The organism is uncultured Cohaesibacter sp. (genome assembly GCF_963556055.3).
Lineage (GTDB): Bacteria > Pseudomonadota > Alphaproteobacteria > Rhizobiales > Cohaesibacteraceae > Cohaesibacter.
The window spans coordinates 112,205-130,000 of the sequence record NZ_CAUVYE020000031.1; the positions used below are offsets into that span (position 1 = coordinate 112,205).

Below are 17,796 nucleotides of genomic sequence, written 5' to 3' on the forward strand. Positions count from 1 at the left end.
CAAAAACGCTCATAACAGGCCATTTGCCAATCTTTTCGCGAGGGCAAAAATGGTACCCTCCCCTTCAGTTCCGTCCCCAGCCCTTTCGGGATCTCCGAAACAGGGCATGAGCGGCGAGCTTTGGCAGAAAGCATCGAAATGCTTCGATTTCTTGTCTCCTGCCATTCTGACCGTGACATCCATCGCAACCAGATGGTCCAGATCCACCTGCTGACCAAGACTGTTCAATGCAGATTTGGATCTCACAGACAGATAATGACCGATTCTCTCAGTCTGTTGCGCCCTGATTTTTCTGATAAAACGGGAAATTCGCTGGAAAAGCGATCCACCTGTTTGATTCTCTGGAAGGAGAGCCAGAACGACGAGAATCAGTATCAAATCCAAGGATACACGATCCGGCCAGGCAATGTTGCTGGGATCAAGGATCGTTCTGGCTTTCCAGTCCCTGCGAATGGTCTCCTGGACATGAAGTTGCAATGCCGGCTGACACCAGGCCACTTCGAAAAAGAGTGGCAACAACTCATCGCTACCCAGAAGGCCGCTATTGGTCTGCCATCCCAGATTGAGCAGCCGCCAGCGCCAGCTTTTCCGCTGTTCGCTCGCCCCGACAGCCTGAGCCATGAGATTCTTGTGAAAAGCGCTTTCATCACCCGAAAAATGAAGAGCTGTCTTCAGGAAGCCCAGGTGACTGGATTTCCGATTGCGCAACCAGCGCGTCCCTGCGAGCATTAGCACGAGCACCCGCACAGCGCTACGGGAGAGATGTGGCTTGTCACCATTCTCGAAGATATGAGCCACCGACTGGTAGACAAGCGAGCGAAGCACTTCGATCACCTCTTGCGCCTCAAGTCGCTTGAGATCAACAAGACCGCTTCCTTCGAGTTTTTTCAAGGCCGCTTGATCCAGCGCGAAATTTTCCGTCATAACCGCCCTCCCTTTGCAAAAAAGGCAAAGCCAAACAAAAGTGCCGCGACCAGAATGAAAAAGTCATGCACGGGCCAGGGCGGTACCCCAAGGCGCCTGCCATCGGCATCAAAGGCGGAAAAGTCGTCAAGAGCCCCACCGCTTGCCTTGGCAATGGCTTCAAGAGCTTGCAAATTGACCCCGAACGTGGCTGCTTCACGCCTGCTCGTCTCTCCCTTAACCGGATCAGGTAGACTGATCGGAATGGACTGAGGACGGAACAGAGCCCCTCGTCCCTCTTCCTCAAGAAAAAGAAGCCATTTGGTGGCACCATGTGGCGATTTCGGCAAGGCAAAGCGCCCCTCGAACACGCCTTTCTGGCTCCCCACCGCCTTGAGGGCAATACCTGTCTTGTGCAGACCCGTCACCAACGTTGCAGACAGGGCCTCTGGCAAGGCTTGATGTGTCCCATCGCTCAAGATCGTGATGCGCAGACCGATCTCGTCACCAAGATCACTCAGCTCGAAGCCATAACGGGACCGCTCAGACCATTTGACCAATTGCAAAAGGCTTGCAGCAATCGCCTTTCGGCCTGCTTCATTGTCAGTCCAATTGGCATCAAAATCGGAAAGGAATGCTGCCACATTCCCGTTCCCTGCCAGATCTGATTGACGAAATGCTAGCACCGGCTCCCCCTCATCCCCATCGCTGATCAACGCGCGAACGGCATCAGCTCTCGCATAGCTGAAGGCGACACCGCTTGTCTCGATACCCCCTGAGATATCCTTGATCGGTGTAACGACTCGGGGACTGACAGGATCGGGAGAAAAGAATTCCGATTTTTCCTGCGGATCGAAGAAATCCGGTTTGAACGTCAATCCCTGCCCCGCACGCAAGATTTGAGATTGCCTCGCAGCTCCGGCAATCTCGCGATTCAGTGAGCCGCTACCACTGTTATATTGCAGATAGTAAAAGGAAAGTCCCGCTTTCGCATAGTCGTAAGGATTGACCATGCCATCGGTAATCAGAAAGACAGAGGTATAGTTGCCGGTGAGCCGGAGTGCCGCCTCGAAGGCCCGGGACACATCGGAACTGTCGCCGGTGGGAAACCGGCTGGCAAAGGACCGAATGGCGCCTTTACCAACCCCGTCCCCGCGTTGGCGTCCGCTGGAAAGACCGCCGAACGTGATGACCTGCAAACTGTCCTGCGGGCGCATATAGTCGAGCAGATCGGCAATCGCCGAACGGGCGGCGGCCAATCCACCCCCTGACATCGATCCCGACGTATCCACAAGCACGATCGTATCTCTGGGCGGCGGGTCTTCCAGCAGAAACTTGGGGTCGGGCGAAACCGGCAGGAGCAGATCGAGCGCCGTTTCGTGATAGCTCTGCACGACCGTTGGCTCATCAGGCCGTCCCACCATCGGACCATTGACGATCATCAACCCCAAACCACGCTCGGAAATCGCCTTGGAAAGCTCCGAAAGCCTTTCCTGCCCCAATTGCTGAGCCCTTACCGATCCGAGGACCAGAATGTCGAAATCATCCATATCCTTGAGATTGAGATCGAGATCCGGTAGCTGCTCCACATCGAATTGATCCTTTGGCAAAACCGACAGGAAATCCGTATCGCCAAGCCCCAGAATCCGGATTGGAGCCTCAACCAGCGTGAAAATCCTGTTTTGAAACACACGCGATTGATCGCCTATACGAAAATCGACGAATTGCAGCCCCCGACCATCGAACCGAACCGGCAGTTTCAGCGATTGAACGGCAGATGAGGATTTGAGTATGTCCCAATCAAGAGCGAGCCGTTCCCCATTCCGAAAAAGAGAAATCGTTTGATCCGCCAGAGCCCTCGCACTCCCGGGGTCAAACACGACCCGCAAATTCGGCTCCGTCGCGTTTTTGACAACCGCAGGCAAATAACTTGAGACGATCCCCTCGGCTGGCGACCCTGCATTGAATGAATAGGCAAAGAGGTTTGGGAGACTGGCCCCTTCGCTCTTGCCCAGACTTTGCAAATAACCCGATGTATCGAGTCCGTCACTCAGCAGCAGGATGATATCCTCATCGCTTTGCTCGCTTGCAAGAGCCTTGGCCAGTTTGAGAGCGGAACCAATGTCCGTCCCGTTCTGAGAAAAGCCGAAAGGCATCTCGTCGCCAAGAAGCATAGTGATACCGTCGGCAAGGCTTCCGCGGTTGAGCCTGATCTCCTGTCTTGCAGCAAAATCGATCAGGGAAACGCGCGGATCCTTGTCGAAAGCGCTCGACAGCAGCCTCATTTGCTCAGCCACCTGAAGCAGTCGCGCCCGCCGCGCCACTTCCTGCCTATGGGCACTTTCCGACTGATCGAGAAGCAAAATGAGATGCCTATCTCCCGGATCCGACTGACGCACCAACAGGGGCCGCCCCATCGCAACGGCAAGACAGAGACAAGCCAATATGATGCTCCCCATGGCGAGCAGCCGATGAAGACGTGTCCGCTTATCGGTCCAGCTGCCACGATAGACATGATAGAGGCCAACAAGAACAACAAGCGTTGTCACCAGCACCGCAGCCCAGAAACCGGCAACCGGTGCCCATCCGGCCCCAAGGCAATCACCACGCCAGCCAGATAACGAGACGTGAGGGGCGATCAGCGTGCAGGCATTCATATCCGCCTCCTCAAGGGCTGATCGAGCACCCTTTCAAGCCCCAAAGCAAGCAAGGCCGCCAATAGAAGCCAAGGCCAGACAACGTGGCTTTCCTGTCTGATCTCGGCGACCGGCCGGATATCTTCAAGCTGTGGATTCAAGCCAACGGGTTTGGCCACATCGCTTTCAAAGGCGACATCGTACAAAGGGGCTCCGGTATCATCGACATGGGCCATTGCAGTGATCTGGCCACGATCTTCATTGACATAGCGAAAGGCATTGAGAAAGGCGACGAGCCAGGTCTGATTGGCTCTCTCGAGCAACATGCTTGCAAATCCGCCCGGAGGCAGAGGCATGAGGACCGCCCGATTATCCCCTTCGCGCATGGCCAACAACAAGGCCCCATCCGCGTCAGACACAACCGCTTTGAAGCCCTCTGGCACCACCTTCAAGCCTGTTGACGGCATCTTTTCGAAAAGATCGAGATCGACAGATCTGAGCAGTTCATTCGAGCCATCAAAATAGCCCAGACCGGAAGAGCGCGTTCCCTCCCCTTGAAGGAAAAAGATCCCGCGTTTGACGGAAACCGCATCCGGAGCAAATAGACCGATGGAAACGCTCATCTGATCTGGGTTGGTATGATGCACCGTTGAGATCTTCTCAAGCAGAGGCTTGAGCGAGCTTTGCGACAAAGCCTCATCCAGAATCACAGGCATTGCGGCGATAGAGTTCAGCGTAATTTCAAACCGGTTGTCGATCGCAAGTCCCCCGGTCTCATTCAGCAGCGCTCTATATCGTCCCGCCTCAGAGACCCGAAAATGAAGCCTCTTGCGCCCCGGCACGCCAAGATCCATCGCCTCCACAGGATCAAGCCTTTTGTCATCAGGCCCATAGAGCTCCAGAGAAACGGGGCCGCTCGGCTTGCCATAATCCTCCAGCTCAATCTCCAGATCCGCGTCTCTTCCCTCGGGTGTTTCTGGAGAGAAATGGGCACCACTGATCGCCATGTTGGATGTGGGCGTACCGACCTGAAACCAGAATGGAGGTGTCCCGGTTCGTTCTCGCCCTTCAAGAGCAAGCATGGCTTGCGGCGGCAGATCGCTGATCACCACCAGATGGGTCCAGTCGCATGACTGATCTCTTTCAAGGCTATCAGTAAGAGAATTGATCAGCATAGCGGGGGCAAAACCATCCCGAGCAATCGCCTGCGCCGCCCCGATGGGCACGGACGGAAAGGCAATTGTCTTCGAACATCCCTTCAAAGCCGAGACATGTGCCCTGACATCCTCGGCCTTCTGATTGGCCAGTTGCAATCGGCTCGGCTTGCCCATTGCCATGCTCGGAGAATGATCAACAACAATCAACACCCCAAGGGAGGCCTGCCTTTGGGTATGGATGGACACACCATCTGCCAAAAGAGCCGCCAAAAGCAAAGCCAGAAACAGCAGACGCAGCCAGAATAGCGGGCTTTGCAGAGGCATGGATATTTGCCAACGCACCCGCTTTTGCCGCGCACTGGCAAGCTCTGGCAGAAACTGAAGCGCTGATATCGAAACCGAGCGAACCATCGAGCGGCGCATATATCTCACGATCACCGCCAGCAGAACGACACTCACGCCCCCTATCGCAAATAGCCCGAACCCGGTCATACAGACCTCCCGAACAATTCGCTTCGAAGGAGAAAATCATTGAGCTTCACCCTATAATCATCTGCAACGGCCCTGACGTCTCCCTCTTGCGGCAAGTCCCAAGGAAAATGAATAACGCCTCCCAGATGCAAGACTTCCATGAAAGATTGCCTTTGTTGCAGGATCGCCGCATCCGCTTGCCGAAGCTCACGTCCCGACGCCTGAAACTCTCCTTTTCGCGCAGCAATTCCGCCAACTGCTGCCAGCGAGACGATTTCCCTTGCAAGAATGGCCCGTTCAGCAGGCCAGCTATCAAGCTCACAGACGACGACCTGTCTGAAGCCTCGGGACGCCAGTTGAATAGCTTCCTGCAAGGCAGACTTGTCAGTCCCGGTGCGATAGAAATCGGAAATGAGCACCGTCACGGAAGATTGTTTCAGCCCATGAAGCACCGGAGCTATATCCACCTCACACCCCGGCTCAGGTGCCTTCAACGACAGCAGGCGGGTCTTGAATTCCAGCCCTTGCGCCTCAATCTGCCCCCCTTGCACAAAGACCGGACGGCCCATGCCCGAACGGCCATCAAGAGCGGCAAAGGCGATTGCAATATTCTCTCTCATTGCAATGACCGAAAGGGTTTCGACGAGCCAAAGCGCGACCTCCAGCTTGCTGACCCGGCCCTCGTCTTCCAGACCGGCCCGCATCGTGGCGCTTGCATCAACAACCACCAGCATCAGGAACTGCTCTTCTGCCTCGAAAGAGCGCACGAGAAAGTCTCTTTCTCCGCCATGACGCGCAGACGCCCGCCAATCGACATGGCGCACATCATCCCCCAGATTATAGGAACGATGGTCGCGATAATCGAGTGATTGCCCCATTTTTCGCCGCAAGATAGCCCCGGCTCCGGACGTCATGAAACGCTTGCGAAGACGCAGGCGGATCTCCTCAAGCGCGTCACTGTCAACGGGATTTGGATGCAGATCTCTCATGATGCAAGAAGATGGGGTTTGAAATAGTCGCTATAACCGGGGATCTCAGGAGCGGAGAGTGCGAGCAGATGAAGCAGCAACGCATTGCGCATCTGTTCGGTTTCCTCAATAGCCTTCAGTTGCGGAAAATCCTGCTGCACCAGACGTTCCCAGTTATATTTGAATTTCAAGCGATGCCGCAAAGCAGAAGGGGCCATGGCCACAAGCGCGGCGGCAACCATCGCCTGCATTTCCGATTGCGGATTTTCAGCAGACAGCAAAAAGGCTTTGGCTTTCGTCGCCATGATAAGCGAAATGGCCGCCCGTGGACCCAATGGCCACTCGAAATAGCGCTCCACAAGCTGCCCCAACGCCTCTTTTCTGCGATCCGACAAATCGATCAACTGATCGGAATAGGCTCTGCCCTGCGTCGCCTGCACCAGATTGGTGCCATGTTGCAGCACTCGTTTGGGAATGGTCATCTCAAAAAGCAGCTGCTTGACCTGATCGACAAGCCAGCCACATTGCTCTTGGGAATAAAGATCGATATCCAATGGCTCGCGCCCGCCAGATGCGGCCATCCCTCCACTCGCAGCCCGCTCGACAATTTCGACAAGGACATCACTGTTCGTGGGCTTCATCAGGAGCTTGAGCTGGAAACGGTCGAGCTGCGCCTCTGGCAGATCATAGGTTCCTTCCTGATCAATCGGGTTTTGGGTTCCAATCACCATGAAGGGTGTTTGATAACGCGCTCTTTGCTGATTTTGCGAAAAGTCTCTTTCCACCACCAGCGAACGGGTTTCTCCCAAGACCGTCACCTTTCTCTCGGCCATGGCCTCAAGCATGGCCGCCTGGGTTTTCGGCGTCGCGCGGTTGATTTCATCGGCAAGTAGGATCTGCCGGAAAATCGGGCCCGGCTGGAAAACAAAGGCCTTCCCACCCCCTTCCAGATCGGGCATGAAGGTGCCCGTGATATCGGAGGGCAACAGATCAGGTGTGAACTGAATGCGCCCGTAACCAGAGCCATCGATCATTTTCAGACTGTTGGCGAAGGAGACCGCAAGCGATGTCTTGCCAAGACCGGGATTGCTTTCAAGAAGCACATGACCACCGGTAAACAGAGCCGCGATCAGCCCATCGATCACCTCTTCCTGACCGATGATATCCCGCTGCACAGACCGCTTGACCTGAAACAAAAAGTGACCTGCTTGCTGTGGCGAAATTTGGCGCATGACTTCCTCATTTTGATTGGGATTCTAACAGGATTCTCATCCATTGCGGCAACTGTTGAATAGGAATATGGGGTTGAGTTGGCAGATTTTTGTCATCCGCCCCAACTCTGGGATGAAGTGTCTGGACTTGAACAGGTTTGGCACCCCTGTCGGCAAAGGCGCTGATCCGACGCCTGTCAACATGATCAAGCCGCTCGGCTGTTGCTGTATCCTCCACCGCAGACTGATCAGGAATGGCAACATCTTCAAGCGCTTTCAAACCGGATGCCGGAGCGCTCCCGCTTGCTCCGCCCTTGCCGGTATCGGTAGAGCCGCCCTGATCCCCTGATCCTGTTTCACCTGACTGTGCAGCCTGAAGGGCAGAATGCTGATCTTCCCCTTGCCCGAAAGCTTCTTCGTCTTCATCAGTTGCACCCTTTCCATCATCAGACCCCTCACCAGACAGCCGCATACCGATTTCAAGCGGAGCACGCCCATCGGAGGCAGATGGAAAATCCGTCCCATTCTCTGATAACGCCTGAGGAGCAGATTGCCCGACGCCGACGCCACCGCCATCACCACCTTCACTTCCACTTGAGGAATCCGGCTTGCCACCGGCATCCTGACCCTTTTCATCCTGAAGATCCGAACCAACACCGCTTTCGGAAGAAGCATTAGCCGCCGGTTCCGATGATCCTTGAGCGTCAGCCCCGCCTGCCGCACTCGCCTGCTCTTCGGCTTGAGAGGCAGCGCCATCACCCTTTGGCCCATCCGCAGGACCATTCCCGTTCGCGTCCGGGAAATCTCTGTTTGACGCCACATGATCCCCGCGAGAAACCCCTCCGGTCTCGGACATCGGCGCGGACATAGGTGCAAACTGGCCTTCAGACGCTCCATTGCCCCCGACACCGGGATGAACGGAATCCGGATTTGCAGCCAGCCCGCCTGTTGCCATCGGCGCCCCGGAAGCATGCGAGCCCCCATACGGCACCACCGGCTGGTAGTTGAGCCCGATCACCCCGAACAGGATGACGGCGGCAGAAAGCCCTGACAAACCACCAAATCCGATCAGTATCGCGCTTGCTCCAAGGCGCAGTTTTGCCTCCCGTACAAGCTTCAGTCCGGGCCAGTCACCAAAGCGAGGAATGCGCAAGGCAATACCGTCGGCCTGGGCATCATCTTCATGAATGACGGCGAGTAGGGAGGCAAGATCATCCGGGTCAGCAATCCTGTCGGCATCAAGGCGATATCCGGATACAAGGCCATAGCGAACCACCCTGCTCCATCCAGTCAAGGGCAAAGCATCCTGACGACATGAGAGAAGGCGGAAGATTGACCTTCTGGCAAAGAGCCCAAGGAACAAATGCGCCCCCCCGACCCCAAGGCATCCACCCGCCAGCACATAAGATACCGAGGTCGCCCCAAGACCGAACAGGATTGCAGCCGCCATGAGCCAACAGCCACCAGCCCAGATCAGGGCATGGGCCAAAAGGAAACTGCGGTGCGCCTCTTCAATCGCCCAAATCGCATCAAGGCGATGAAAGGCACCGCTTGAGTAAAGACGAAGCGCCCTTCTCTTCTGGCCTGCGAATCTCAAAAGGATCAGCAACCCCGACAGAAGTGAAATTGCGCCAAGAGCTGGTACAGAAAGGGAGATGACATGCGAAAGGCCGACAAAAGGCAACAAGGCAACAGGAAAGAACAGGGCAATCAAGGCCGGAACGCCAAATGACCGAACGCCTTGCAAAAGATCACGCCAACTGTGCCAATGATGTTGCCTCGCCATCCAATCACCAAAATACAAAAACAGAGGGTGGTTGCCACTTATCCCTCACTATTGGACTTATCTGAGTCCCTTGGCCTGCGCCTTAAAAAAATCCACACAAAAAAGAGAAACATCGCTTCCGCCAAAATGCAGGCTTTAGACCAGGCCCCCAGCTGTCTGCCGGATACGGACGACTTGCCTACGGCGAGAAATAACGGGCCAAATCCGGGATTGGCTTAAAAATGCTCACACTTAGCCTTAGGACCAAGATGGACATTTTCGTAGCTCCGCACCCGGTTTAGCCAGATTTCCCCCATGGCCATCATCAAGGCCCGTTGCCTATCATTCATGTCAAGCGCCCCCCACTTGGCGCCCCATAGAGAGGAGACATATTGCCATGCGCAATAAACATTTGGCTCTGGCCAGCCTTTGTGCTGCGGCCAGCATGATTGCTATTGCCCAAGCGCAGGAAGCCGTTACCTGGGAGAATAGCGATCTTCACACTGTTTCGCTGATCATGAGCGAACCGATGATGAAGGTTGACGGAGGCTATCACGAGCTGATTGACGGGCTCTATCTCAAACCGAAACTGGTCGACAAGAAAATCGTTACCGCACCATTGCGGGACATCATGGACGAGCTGGACGGCGGCTACAGTTTCGATGGCAACACCGTCAAATATGAATTGAACGGCAACATCGTTTCCATGACCCTGGGCACAAAGGACGCCCTCGTCAATGGAGAGAAACTGGAAGCTCCCCTTGCACCGGAATTGGTTGATGACGCTGTCTATGTCCCATTCCGTTTTGTGTTTGAGGCACTGGGGGGAAAATATAGCTGGAATTCCAAACGGGGAATGGCTGAAATTACCCTTCTGCGGCCATCTGGCAGCATTTACTCGGCCCCCAAGGGCGAGATCACACGCAAGACCATCCTGAAGCAGGATGCTGACTGGTACGGATCTGATGCGGCGATCAAAGTCGCCAAGGGCATCATGGCCAACCAGAATCCGGACGGCGGCTGGTTCAAGCTGGGCAGTTCCGATGATATGGCCGCCATTGTGGATCGCGATAAATTCCCGACCTATCGTCAGAAGTCAACCATCGACAATAACGCGACAAGCTATCAATTAATCGCTCTTGGACGGATCCTGAAAGCAAGTGGAGATACATCCATCGAGCCGAGCATCCTCAAAGGCATCAATTACCTGCTCGATGGCCAATATGAGAATGGTGGCTGGCCGCAATTCTTCCCCGTCACCGTCGGCTATCACAAACATGTGACCTTCAACGACAACGCCATTTCCAACGTGTTGGGCGTGCTCGAAGATGTTGCCGCCAAAAAGGGTGGCTTCGCCTTTGTCTCGGATGAGCTGGCGCAAAAAGCGGATACAGCGGTCAAGAAAGGCCTCAAACTGATCCTCGACCAACAGGTGGTCGTTGATGGCAAGAAAACCGGTTGGTGCGCACAATATACCTTTGACACTCTTAAATGCGTCAAGGGCCGCTCCTATGAACTCGCTTCGATTTCCGGTGGCGAAAGCGTCAATGTCATCAAGTTCCTGATGAGCATTGACCAACCGGACAAAGAGGTCATTACGGCGGTTAACAGCGCAGTTTCTTTCCTCAAGTCACAGGAAATCAAGAACAAGAAGATGGTCAAGGTGAACGACGTTTCCACCGAGTTTGGCCAGAAACGCGTTGTCATTGACAAGGAAGGCAGTTCCATCTGGCCACGCTTCATCAATCTTGAAACCCTGAAACCGCTATTCTCCAACCGTCAGGGCGACAAGTTCGATCGCTTTGAAGATGTCAGCTATGAACGCGCCATCAAATATAGCTGGTATGTGACCGATCCTGGCAAGATTTTCGCAAAAGGCTATCCGGAATGGCAGGCGAAATACTCTCCAGACCATAACCCATTGGAACAATAAGCACCCCCAATTTGCTTATTGACCCCAAGGCCTGCCTTTGAAACCCCATTTGAAGGCAGGCCAAATGGTATCCATCAAATAGAGCCGACAATCCAGTCGGGATAGATTTCGCTCTGAGAGATAGAAGCCAGAACGTCCTGTCCTCTGAGAAAACCGTGATCGGTGACCAGTACCGATCCCCAGCCCCTGACACGTGCCCCCCAAATGTCAGTATGCAGGCTGTCTCCCATCATGACTATTCGATCACGGGACACGTCCTTTCCGACCCGCCTTTCGATCTCATCATAGACACTGGCAAAGGGCTTGCCATGAAAAACCAGCGATAGACCGGGCACCTGATCAATCAGATCATGAGCAAAATATCCCGGCTCCAGCGTCAAGCCATTTTCTCTCGGCGCGACAAGATCGGGATTGGCGACAATCACCGGACGAAGCCTTGCCTGAAGCGCCTCGACAAGAAGCCTCTGGCGTGGTCTGGTCCAGCACTCGCTCGAGAGAAACAGAAATGCATCAACTTTTTCGTAGTCGGTCGGATCATCCCCCAGAACAGATGTCTTGAAAGCCAGTTCACCTTGATCAAACGCCTTGGGTGCAATCACCCCCCAAAGGATTGACGGATCAAGGCCGGCCATCTCTTGTTCGCACACCGCGCGAGAGGACACCAACTCACCCGGCTCGAAATCAAATCCGAGCCTTTTGAATTTCTGTTCGACCTGAGCAAAACAATAGGACGCGGCATTGGTGAGCACAAAAAGGCTCTTGCCAGCCGAACGCAGCGCCGCCATCCGCTCACAAGCCCCCGCAATAGGGCTTTCCCCGACATTGAGAACTCCAAACGCATCAAAGACAAATATGTCATAGTGATCAGATAAATCACCAAGATTAGCGGCAACCTTTGGCTCTTGGGGGCCAAAAGGCAAAACAGGAAATCGGCCCTTGACCGCTTCATAACGTTCGAAAGCCTGCTGACTGGTAAGGGTCTGCTGTATCACATGCCTGGCCTTTCTTTTTGCCTCTGCCGCATGCCATATCATGTTTGCCCTCTTTTGCCAGCTCCGGATTGAGAAAGGACACACAGCAAACCCCTTTTCAAGGAGAAATGGCATAGTCGCTCGGAAAGGGCTGGACGCTCGGGAAGCGGCCTGTCTAATCTGACAGGAGAGATTCGCCGCCCTCAGAACCCGCCCCGAAGAGCAGGCAAGAAAAGGCGCGACCAGACTTATCCGAGACCAACGGACAATTTGCGACACATGGAAAAGACACCTGCCTCATCTGACAAACAGCCACGGCGGCCGATCAGCCAACTGTTATCGAGTCTCAGGCGGCGGCTTGGCGGTGCATTTTCAAGTGGAGATGGCAAAGGCGCGGTCCAGAACCAACCCGAGGCACCCTCAACAGGTAAGGAGTTGAAGAACAGAAGCGAGCATAAGGCTTCCCAAGCCACTCTCGGCAAGAAGAACACCAAAACAGATCCCCTGCTCAGTCTTGGCAACCTGACAATCTTACTGGTCGAAGATGTCGACACAATTCGTGCATCCATCAGAAAGATGCTCGACGAACTTGGATATAAGGTGATCGAAGCCAGCGACGGCTCTGAAGCCATCGCCCTTGTCGAGACCCATCGCCCGGACGTGATGCTGCTTGATTTGTCCTTGCCGATCATGGATGGGCACAAAACTGCCAAATGGCTGCGCAAGCATCATGACGCATCCATCGCCACGCTTTCGATCATAGCCATGAGCCAGCATCAACCGTCTGCGACAGATCTCGATGAAAGGCGTTTGCTTTTCTCAGGCTGGTTGATCAAGCCTTTCGACGGATCAACCCTTGAAGAAAGCATTCGCTCAAGCATGGTCTCAGACGCCTTTGTCGCCAGCGAACAACCCGACCCTTTCCTTGAAGAGCAATGGCCAATTCTGGACCCGTCGGTCATCTTGCATGATCTGGAAAGCCTGGGAGCTGAACAGACCCTCTCTCAGATCGACGCCTTTTTGCACGACGCTCCGGACCTGTCGCAAGGCATTCATGACGCGACATACACACCCGACGCAGCAACGGCCAGTCAAAAGGCCGAGAAGTTGAAACGAGCGGCGGACAATCTCGGTCTTCTCCGCCTGAGCCAGACCGCACTCGATATCGAGAAAGGCAATCCGCCAGACGGCCTTGAGCGCACCTTGCGCACGAGCATCAAACACCTCTCACTGCTTCGATCTGACATTGCCGCTGCACAGCCCTCTCCTCCCCGATAAAAAACCCGCTCTTTTCAGAAGCGGGCCAAGTTTGCCGGTTTGTTTATTTTTCTTGTCCTATTTCATCCAGTTCTCTCTGTAGAGACAAGCGATCAAGAGAAGAGAGCGGCAAACTGATGAAAATGCTCAATCGCTGCTCGAGCATGCGCAACGTATCTGCAAATGCAAGGCGCTGCTCGATTTCCGATCCCTCTGCGGCAGCAGGATCCGGCACGCCCCAATGAGCACTCATTGGCTGACCGGGCCAAACCGGACAGACCTCATTGGCCGCATTATCACAAACAGTGAAAACAAAATCCATGACAGGTGCATCAGGGCCCGAAAACGCATCCCAGCTTTTTGAACGAAATGCGCTGACATCGAAATTCTGGTTTTCAAGTAATTCCATCGTGAAGGGATGGACTTCACCTTTCGGCTTGCTCCCTGCGCTGAACCCCTTGAAACGGCCATTTCCAATGCGATTAAGAACGGCTTCCCCGATAATGGACCGTGCTGAGTTGCCCGTACAAAGAAACAAAACATTATAAGTTTTGGTATTCATGCGCGTATCCTCTCATTGTCTCCGGACCATTTTCGGTTTCTTGATCCAATAAGCCACTATTTCAAAAAGCATATACGCCCTATCACATATGCGATTGACTGCATATGCGATTTGGCGCATAATCCACATATGAAACAGACAATTTTCTTTCAGTGCCTTAGTGACGAAACACGATTGCGTACCCTGTTATTGTTGGAGGGAGAGCAGGATCTCTGTGTCTGCGAAATCTCTTTCGCACTTGATTTGCCTCAGCCCAAAGTCTCCCGACATCTCGCAGCAATGCGCGATGCCGGCTTGGTGGTCTCCCACAGAAGAGCCCAGTGGGTTTTCTATTCCGTGAATGAAGAAATGGCCGAATGGAAAAAACAGATTGTGCTTGCCGCCATGGAAGGCAACAAGGATGACCCCATCGCACAAGGTGACAAGAAACGGTTATGCGCCATGAAAGACCGACCGGCCCGCTGCGATGTCGCCTAGTCTGCTGCTCTTTTTGGCACCTGGCCGCACCCTGTTCATCAAGACGAGAAATCAATGCTGAGCATATTCACAAAACTCGCAGACCTGATCACATATGTGTGGCTTGGCCTCGACCCAACAACATCACTGGCGAAAAGCACCCACTTCTTTGTCGAGGACGTGACAAAGATTTTCTTTCTCACCTCGCTCATAATTTTTCTGGTCGGTCTTTTCCGAACAATGCTAACCCCCGAAAGGGTCAAGGAGTTTATTGGAGGGCGCCCGCGTTATGTGTCTTATCCGCTGGCTGTCGGACTCGGATCGGTTACACCCTTTTGCTCCTGTTCCTCCGTCCCCCTTTTCATCGGCTTTCTTGAATCCGGCATTCCGCTTGGTGTGACAATGGCTTTCCTCATTGCCTCGCCAATGATCAATGAAGTCGCCGTTGTCATTCTAGCTGCTGCTGTCGGATGGAAAGTCGCACTGCTTTATGTCCTCGCCGGACTGACCGTCGGGATTATCGGCGGGGTCCTCATCGAAAGGCTGAAACTGGAAAAATGGGTTGAAGAATATGTCTGGCAAATCCGCATGGGCAAATCTGCTTTGCCCGCTGGTCGTTTCAGTTGGAAAAAGCGAATGCGTTTCGCCTGGGGACAGGTAAAGGAAATCGTCGGACGGATCTGGATTTATGTCCTTATCGGTATTGGATTGGGCGCAATCCTGCATGGCTTTGTGCCTCAGGATTTTTTCGTCTCCTACGCCTCATCCTCAAATCCGTTTGCCGTACCCATTGCCGTCCTTGCCGGCATTCCGCTCTATTCCAACGCGACAGGCGTCATACCCGTGATCGAAGCGCTCATGGCAAAAGGTGTTCCACTGGGCACCTTGCTTGCCCTGATGATGTCGGTTGCAGCAATTTCCCTTCCCGAAATGATCATCTTGAGAAAAGTACTCAAGCCCAAACTGATTGCGACATTTGTGTCAATTCTGTTTGTCGCTTTCATTCTCGTCGGATACGGATTCAATTTCCTCTTAACCTGAAAAGTGTGAGAAAACAGAAATGAAGACATTCAAAGTTTTAGGCTCAGGCTGCAAGAAATGCAGCAAGACCGCAGAAATGATCCAGGCCAAGGCTGATGAACTGGGCGTAAAGATCTCACTTGAAAAGGTAACCGATGTGGGTGACATCATGGCCTATGGTGTCATGTCTACGCCCGGCGTTGTTATGGACGAAAAGGTGGTCCACGCTGGCGGATTGCCTGACAATGGCGATATCGCAGAGTGGATCAAAGCCTGATCGGCCAACTGGTTGAGCGTAAAAATGGCTGCCGGTGCGCTTGTCCGCGCCATTCAGGCAGCCATTTTAAATCTAACTACGCAGATTATTTCTTGCGTATACCGATAAAGGACTTTTTAAAGGGGCCAACCTTCTCGACATGTTTCTCGCAATCCGGAAACAGATGCTTGAAGAACTCCCAATCCAGCAAATCGGTATGCTCGATATAAACGGCAGCTTTTGCATAATCATGCATTGGTGGGTTACCCGGGCCCAGCCCCTTATAAGTCAGACGTTTAAATCGGTATGGAGCTGGCAGCCAATGGACTATCGGCAACATGTAATGTGGATCGACCGGGAACCAGAGATTGGGAGTCTGCACGTAATAGTATCGCCCAACTCTCTGAGTTTCTTTTGAAAACTGTACCTTGCGCTCATAATTTCCAACATGTTCAACAACGCTGTTGGAATGCACCAGATCAAACTCATCGTCTTTGTACTCAGACAGATCACAAGCATCACCGTGTCTAAACTCGACCGAGCCTGGAAACTGATCTGCCAAATCCGAGAATGTACTTTCCTGCGGCTCGTCACTCAGAATGATCAAATGACACTTCTCTGCCAAATTCTTTTCCAGCATCATCCAATATTGTAGAAGACCGCCAACGTCGAGAATAACCGCGTTTCCCTTTTCAGAAACAATTTCCTCGATTATGTCCCTGATCCGTTTCATTCTCTTTGCCCGCATGCGGGACCCAATCGAATTTGGATTGGAATAGTCATTTAAAAATCGAAGAACTCCGCTCATCTTTTAACTCGCTTTTACGCCAACACTCTAAAGCTCCAATGGCCGAAACCATACGCCTTCCAAATTAACATGAGGATAAGAGCCAAGATGAGAGAAGTCTTTTGGTTATGGATTCTGATTAAAGATGATCACAAAACTGATCTTTAGTTAAAAATCTTCTTATTTCTCTTCCTTTCACTATCTTTTCCAATTACTGGTATTGATCAACATTGATTTATTAACGTAAAAACCCCCGGAGATGATTATCTACGGGGGTTTTTATGATCTTGCGCTTAACAGGCCTGGCAGTGACCTACTCTCCCACGCCTTGAGACGGAGTACCATCGGCGCTGAGGAGCTTAACGGCCGAGTTCGGGATGGGATCGGGTTTGGTCTCCTCGCCATAACCACCAGGCCGGTTAAGAGCAAGAATTGAGAAGCTGGTTTGTATTTACGAAGGGATTGAAGCTTTCACCGCGCGTTTGGGACGCTAACGGTGATTTTAACAAATCACCTATCGCTTAGTTTCGGCGTTTTTGCTTAAGCAAAAGACGCCTTGAATGAGTATAGACAAATGAGAGTAATCAAGCCGATTGAGCTATTAGTACCGGTAAGCTTCGCACATTACTGCGCTTCCACACCCGGCCTATCAACGTGGTGGTCTTCCACGGCTCTCAGGGAGAACTCGTCTCAAGGGGGGCTTCCCGCTTAGATGCTTTCAGCGGTTATCCCTTCCGCACATAGCTACCCTGCAATGCGGCTGGCGCCACAACAGGTCCACCAGAGGTGCGTCCATCCCGGTCCTCTCGTACTAGGGACAGCTCCTTTCAATTCTCCTGCGCCCACGGCAGATAGGGACCGAACTGTCTCACGACGTTCTGAACCCAGCTCACGTACCGCTTTAATTGGCGAACAGCCAAACCCTTGGGACCTGCTCCAGCCCCAGGATGCGATGAGCCGACATCGAGGTGCCAAACAATGCCGTCGATATGGACTCTTGGGCATCATCAGCCTGTTATCCCCGGCGTACCTTTTATCCGTTGAGCGATGGCCCTTCCACTCGGGACCACCGGATCACTATGACCGACTTTCGTCTCTGCTCGACTTGTCAGTCTCGCAGTCAGGCTGGCTTATGCCATTGCACTCAACGACCGATTTCCGACCGGTCTGAGCCAACCATCGCGCGCCTCCGTTACTCTTTGGGAGGCGACCGCCCCAGTCAAACTACCCACCACGCGCTGTCCCGGATCCGGATAACGGACCGCAGTTAGACAGCCATGACAACAAGGGTGGTATTTCAAGGATGGCTCCATCCGAGCTGGCGCCCGGACTTCAAAGCCTACCACCTATCCTACACATGCCAACACAACTGTCAGCGCGAAGCTATAGTAAAGGTGCACGGGGTCTTTCCGTCTGACCGCAGGAACCCCGCATCTTCACGGG

At 53.4% G+C, this 17,796-nt stretch carries 14 protein-coding genes and 2 rRNA genes (1 of these 16 running past the window's edge); 5 read left to right on the forward strand and 11 right to left on the reverse strand.

From position 1 onward, the window contains the following. Nucleotides 1–9 precede the first annotated feature (9 nt). From ACHZB8_RS20010 to ACHZB8_RS20035, 6 genes are read right to left on the reverse strand one after another with little or no spacing between them, the layout of a single operon-like run. Nucleotides 10–924: a hypothetical protein gene (locus ACHZB8_RS20010; RefSeq protein WP_316862914.1), complete on the reverse strand. Its 915-nt coding sequence runs from the start codon at nt 922–924 to the stop codon at nt 10–12. After that, nucleotides 921–3,560 (reverse strand): VWA domain-containing protein, encoded by a 2,640-nt coding sequence (locus tag ACHZB8_RS20015; RefSeq protein ID WP_316862915.1) that lies wholly within the window; start codon nt 3,558–3,560, stop codon nt 921–923. Before ACHZB8_RS20015 ends, ACHZB8_RS20010 begins: the two co-directional genes overlap by 4 nt. After that, nucleotides 3,557–5,188 carry a hypothetical protein gene (locus ACHZB8_RS20020; protein ID WP_316862916.1) on the reverse strand — a complete coding sequence of 544 codons (1,632 nt, stop codon included), beginning with the start codon at nt 5,186–5,188 and terminating at the stop codon, nt 3,557–3,559. The genes ACHZB8_RS20015 and ACHZB8_RS20020 overlap by 4 nt, the downstream gene beginning before the upstream one ends. Continuing rightward, nucleotides 5,185–6,156 carry a DUF58 domain-containing protein gene (locus tag ACHZB8_RS20025; protein ID WP_316862917.1) on the reverse strand — a complete coding sequence of 324 codons (972 nt, stop codon included), beginning with the start codon at nt 6,154–6,156 and terminating at the stop codon, nt 5,185–5,187. Before ACHZB8_RS20025 ends, ACHZB8_RS20020 begins: the two co-directional genes overlap by 4 nt. Then, entirely contained in the window at nt 6,153–7,367 is a 1,215-nt protein-coding gene (locus ACHZB8_RS20030) for an AAA family ATPase (protein ID WP_316862918.1), read from the reverse strand. The genes ACHZB8_RS20025 and ACHZB8_RS20030 overlap by 4 nt, the downstream gene beginning before the upstream one ends. A gap of 7 nt (nt 7,368–7,374) precedes the next feature. Next, complete coding sequence (locus tag ACHZB8_RS20035) at nt 7,375–9,132, reverse strand: hypothetical protein (RefSeq protein WP_316862919.1); 1,758 nt, start codon at nt 9,130–9,132, stop codon at nt 7,375–7,377. A gap of 376 nt (nt 9,133–9,508) precedes the next feature. Between ACHZB8_RS20035 and pelA the strand changes: the two genes are divergently transcribed. Beyond that, nucleotides 9,509–11,044: a pectate lyase gene (pelA, locus tag ACHZB8_RS20040; RefSeq protein WP_316862920.1), complete on the forward strand. Its 1,536-nt coding sequence runs from the start codon at nt 9,509–9,511 to the stop codon at nt 11,042–11,044. 74 nt (nt 11,045–11,118) lie between these two features. Here the strand turns inward: pelA and ACHZB8_RS20045 are convergent, their stop codons facing one another. Beyond that, nucleotides 11,119–12,078, reverse strand: a complete 960-nt coding sequence (locus ACHZB8_RS20045) for an HAD hydrolase-like protein (RefSeq protein WP_316862921.1) — start codon at nt 12,076–12,078, stop codon at nt 11,119–11,121. Nucleotides 12,079–12,294: 216 nt separating this feature from the next. On the opposite strand from ACHZB8_RS20045, the gene ACHZB8_RS20050 reads away from it, so the two are divergent. Then, the gene (locus ACHZB8_RS20050; RefSeq protein WP_316862923.1) at nt 12,295–13,293 is read left to right on the forward strand and encodes a response regulator; all 999 of its coding nucleotides are present in this window, start codon (nt 12,295–12,297) and stop codon (nt 13,291–13,293) included. A gap of 43 nt (nt 13,294–13,336) precedes the next feature. On the opposite strand, the gene ACHZB8_RS20055 is transcribed toward ACHZB8_RS20050, so the two are convergent. Beyond that, nucleotides 13,337–13,834 carry an arsenate reductase ArsC gene (locus ACHZB8_RS20055; RefSeq protein ID WP_316862925.1) on the reverse strand — a complete coding sequence of 166 codons (498 nt, stop codon included), beginning with the start codon at nt 13,832–13,834 and terminating at the stop codon, nt 13,337–13,339. Between the two features lie 129 nt (nt 13,835–13,963). On the opposite strand from ACHZB8_RS20055, the gene ACHZB8_RS20060 reads away from it, so the two are divergent. The 3 genes from ACHZB8_RS20060 to ACHZB8_RS20070 are packed head-to-tail and all read left to right on the forward strand — an operon-like array spanning nt 13,964 to nt 15,587. Then, nucleotides 13,964–14,311 (forward strand): metalloregulator ArsR/SmtB family transcription factor, encoded by a 348-nt coding sequence (locus ACHZB8_RS20060; RefSeq protein ID WP_316862927.1) that lies wholly within the window; start codon nt 13,964–13,966, stop codon nt 14,309–14,311. A 54-nt stretch (nt 14,312–14,365) separates the two neighbouring features. After that, on the forward strand, nt 14,366–15,331 hold the full coding sequence (locus ACHZB8_RS20065; protein ID WP_316862928.1) for a permease: 966 nt from the start codon (nt 14,366–14,368) through the stop codon (nt 15,329–15,331). Between the two features lie 19 nt (nt 15,332–15,350). Then, nucleotides 15,351–15,587 carry a thioredoxin family protein gene (locus tag ACHZB8_RS20070; RefSeq protein WP_316862929.1) on the forward strand — a complete coding sequence of 79 codons (237 nt, stop codon included), beginning with the start codon at nt 15,351–15,353 and terminating at the stop codon, nt 15,585–15,587. 85 nt (nt 15,588–15,672) lie between these two features. Here ACHZB8_RS20070 and ACHZB8_RS20075 read toward each other — a convergent pair whose 3' ends face one another. The 3 genes from ACHZB8_RS20075 to ACHZB8_RS20085 all read right to left on the reverse strand — a co-directional run. Beyond that, complete coding sequence (locus tag ACHZB8_RS20075) at nt 15,673–16,299, reverse strand: class I SAM-dependent methyltransferase (protein ID WP_316862931.1); 627 nt, start codon at nt 16,297–16,299, stop codon at nt 15,673–15,675. A 354-nt stretch (nt 16,300–16,653) separates the two neighbouring features. Further along, a 5S ribosomal RNA gene (gene rrf / locus ACHZB8_RS20080) occupies nt 16,654–16,768 on the reverse strand. Nucleotides 16,769–16,933: 165 nt separating this feature from the next. Continuing rightward, a 23S ribosomal RNA gene (locus tag ACHZB8_RS20085) occupies nt 16,934–17,796 on the reverse strand (it continues 1,864 nt past the right edge of the window).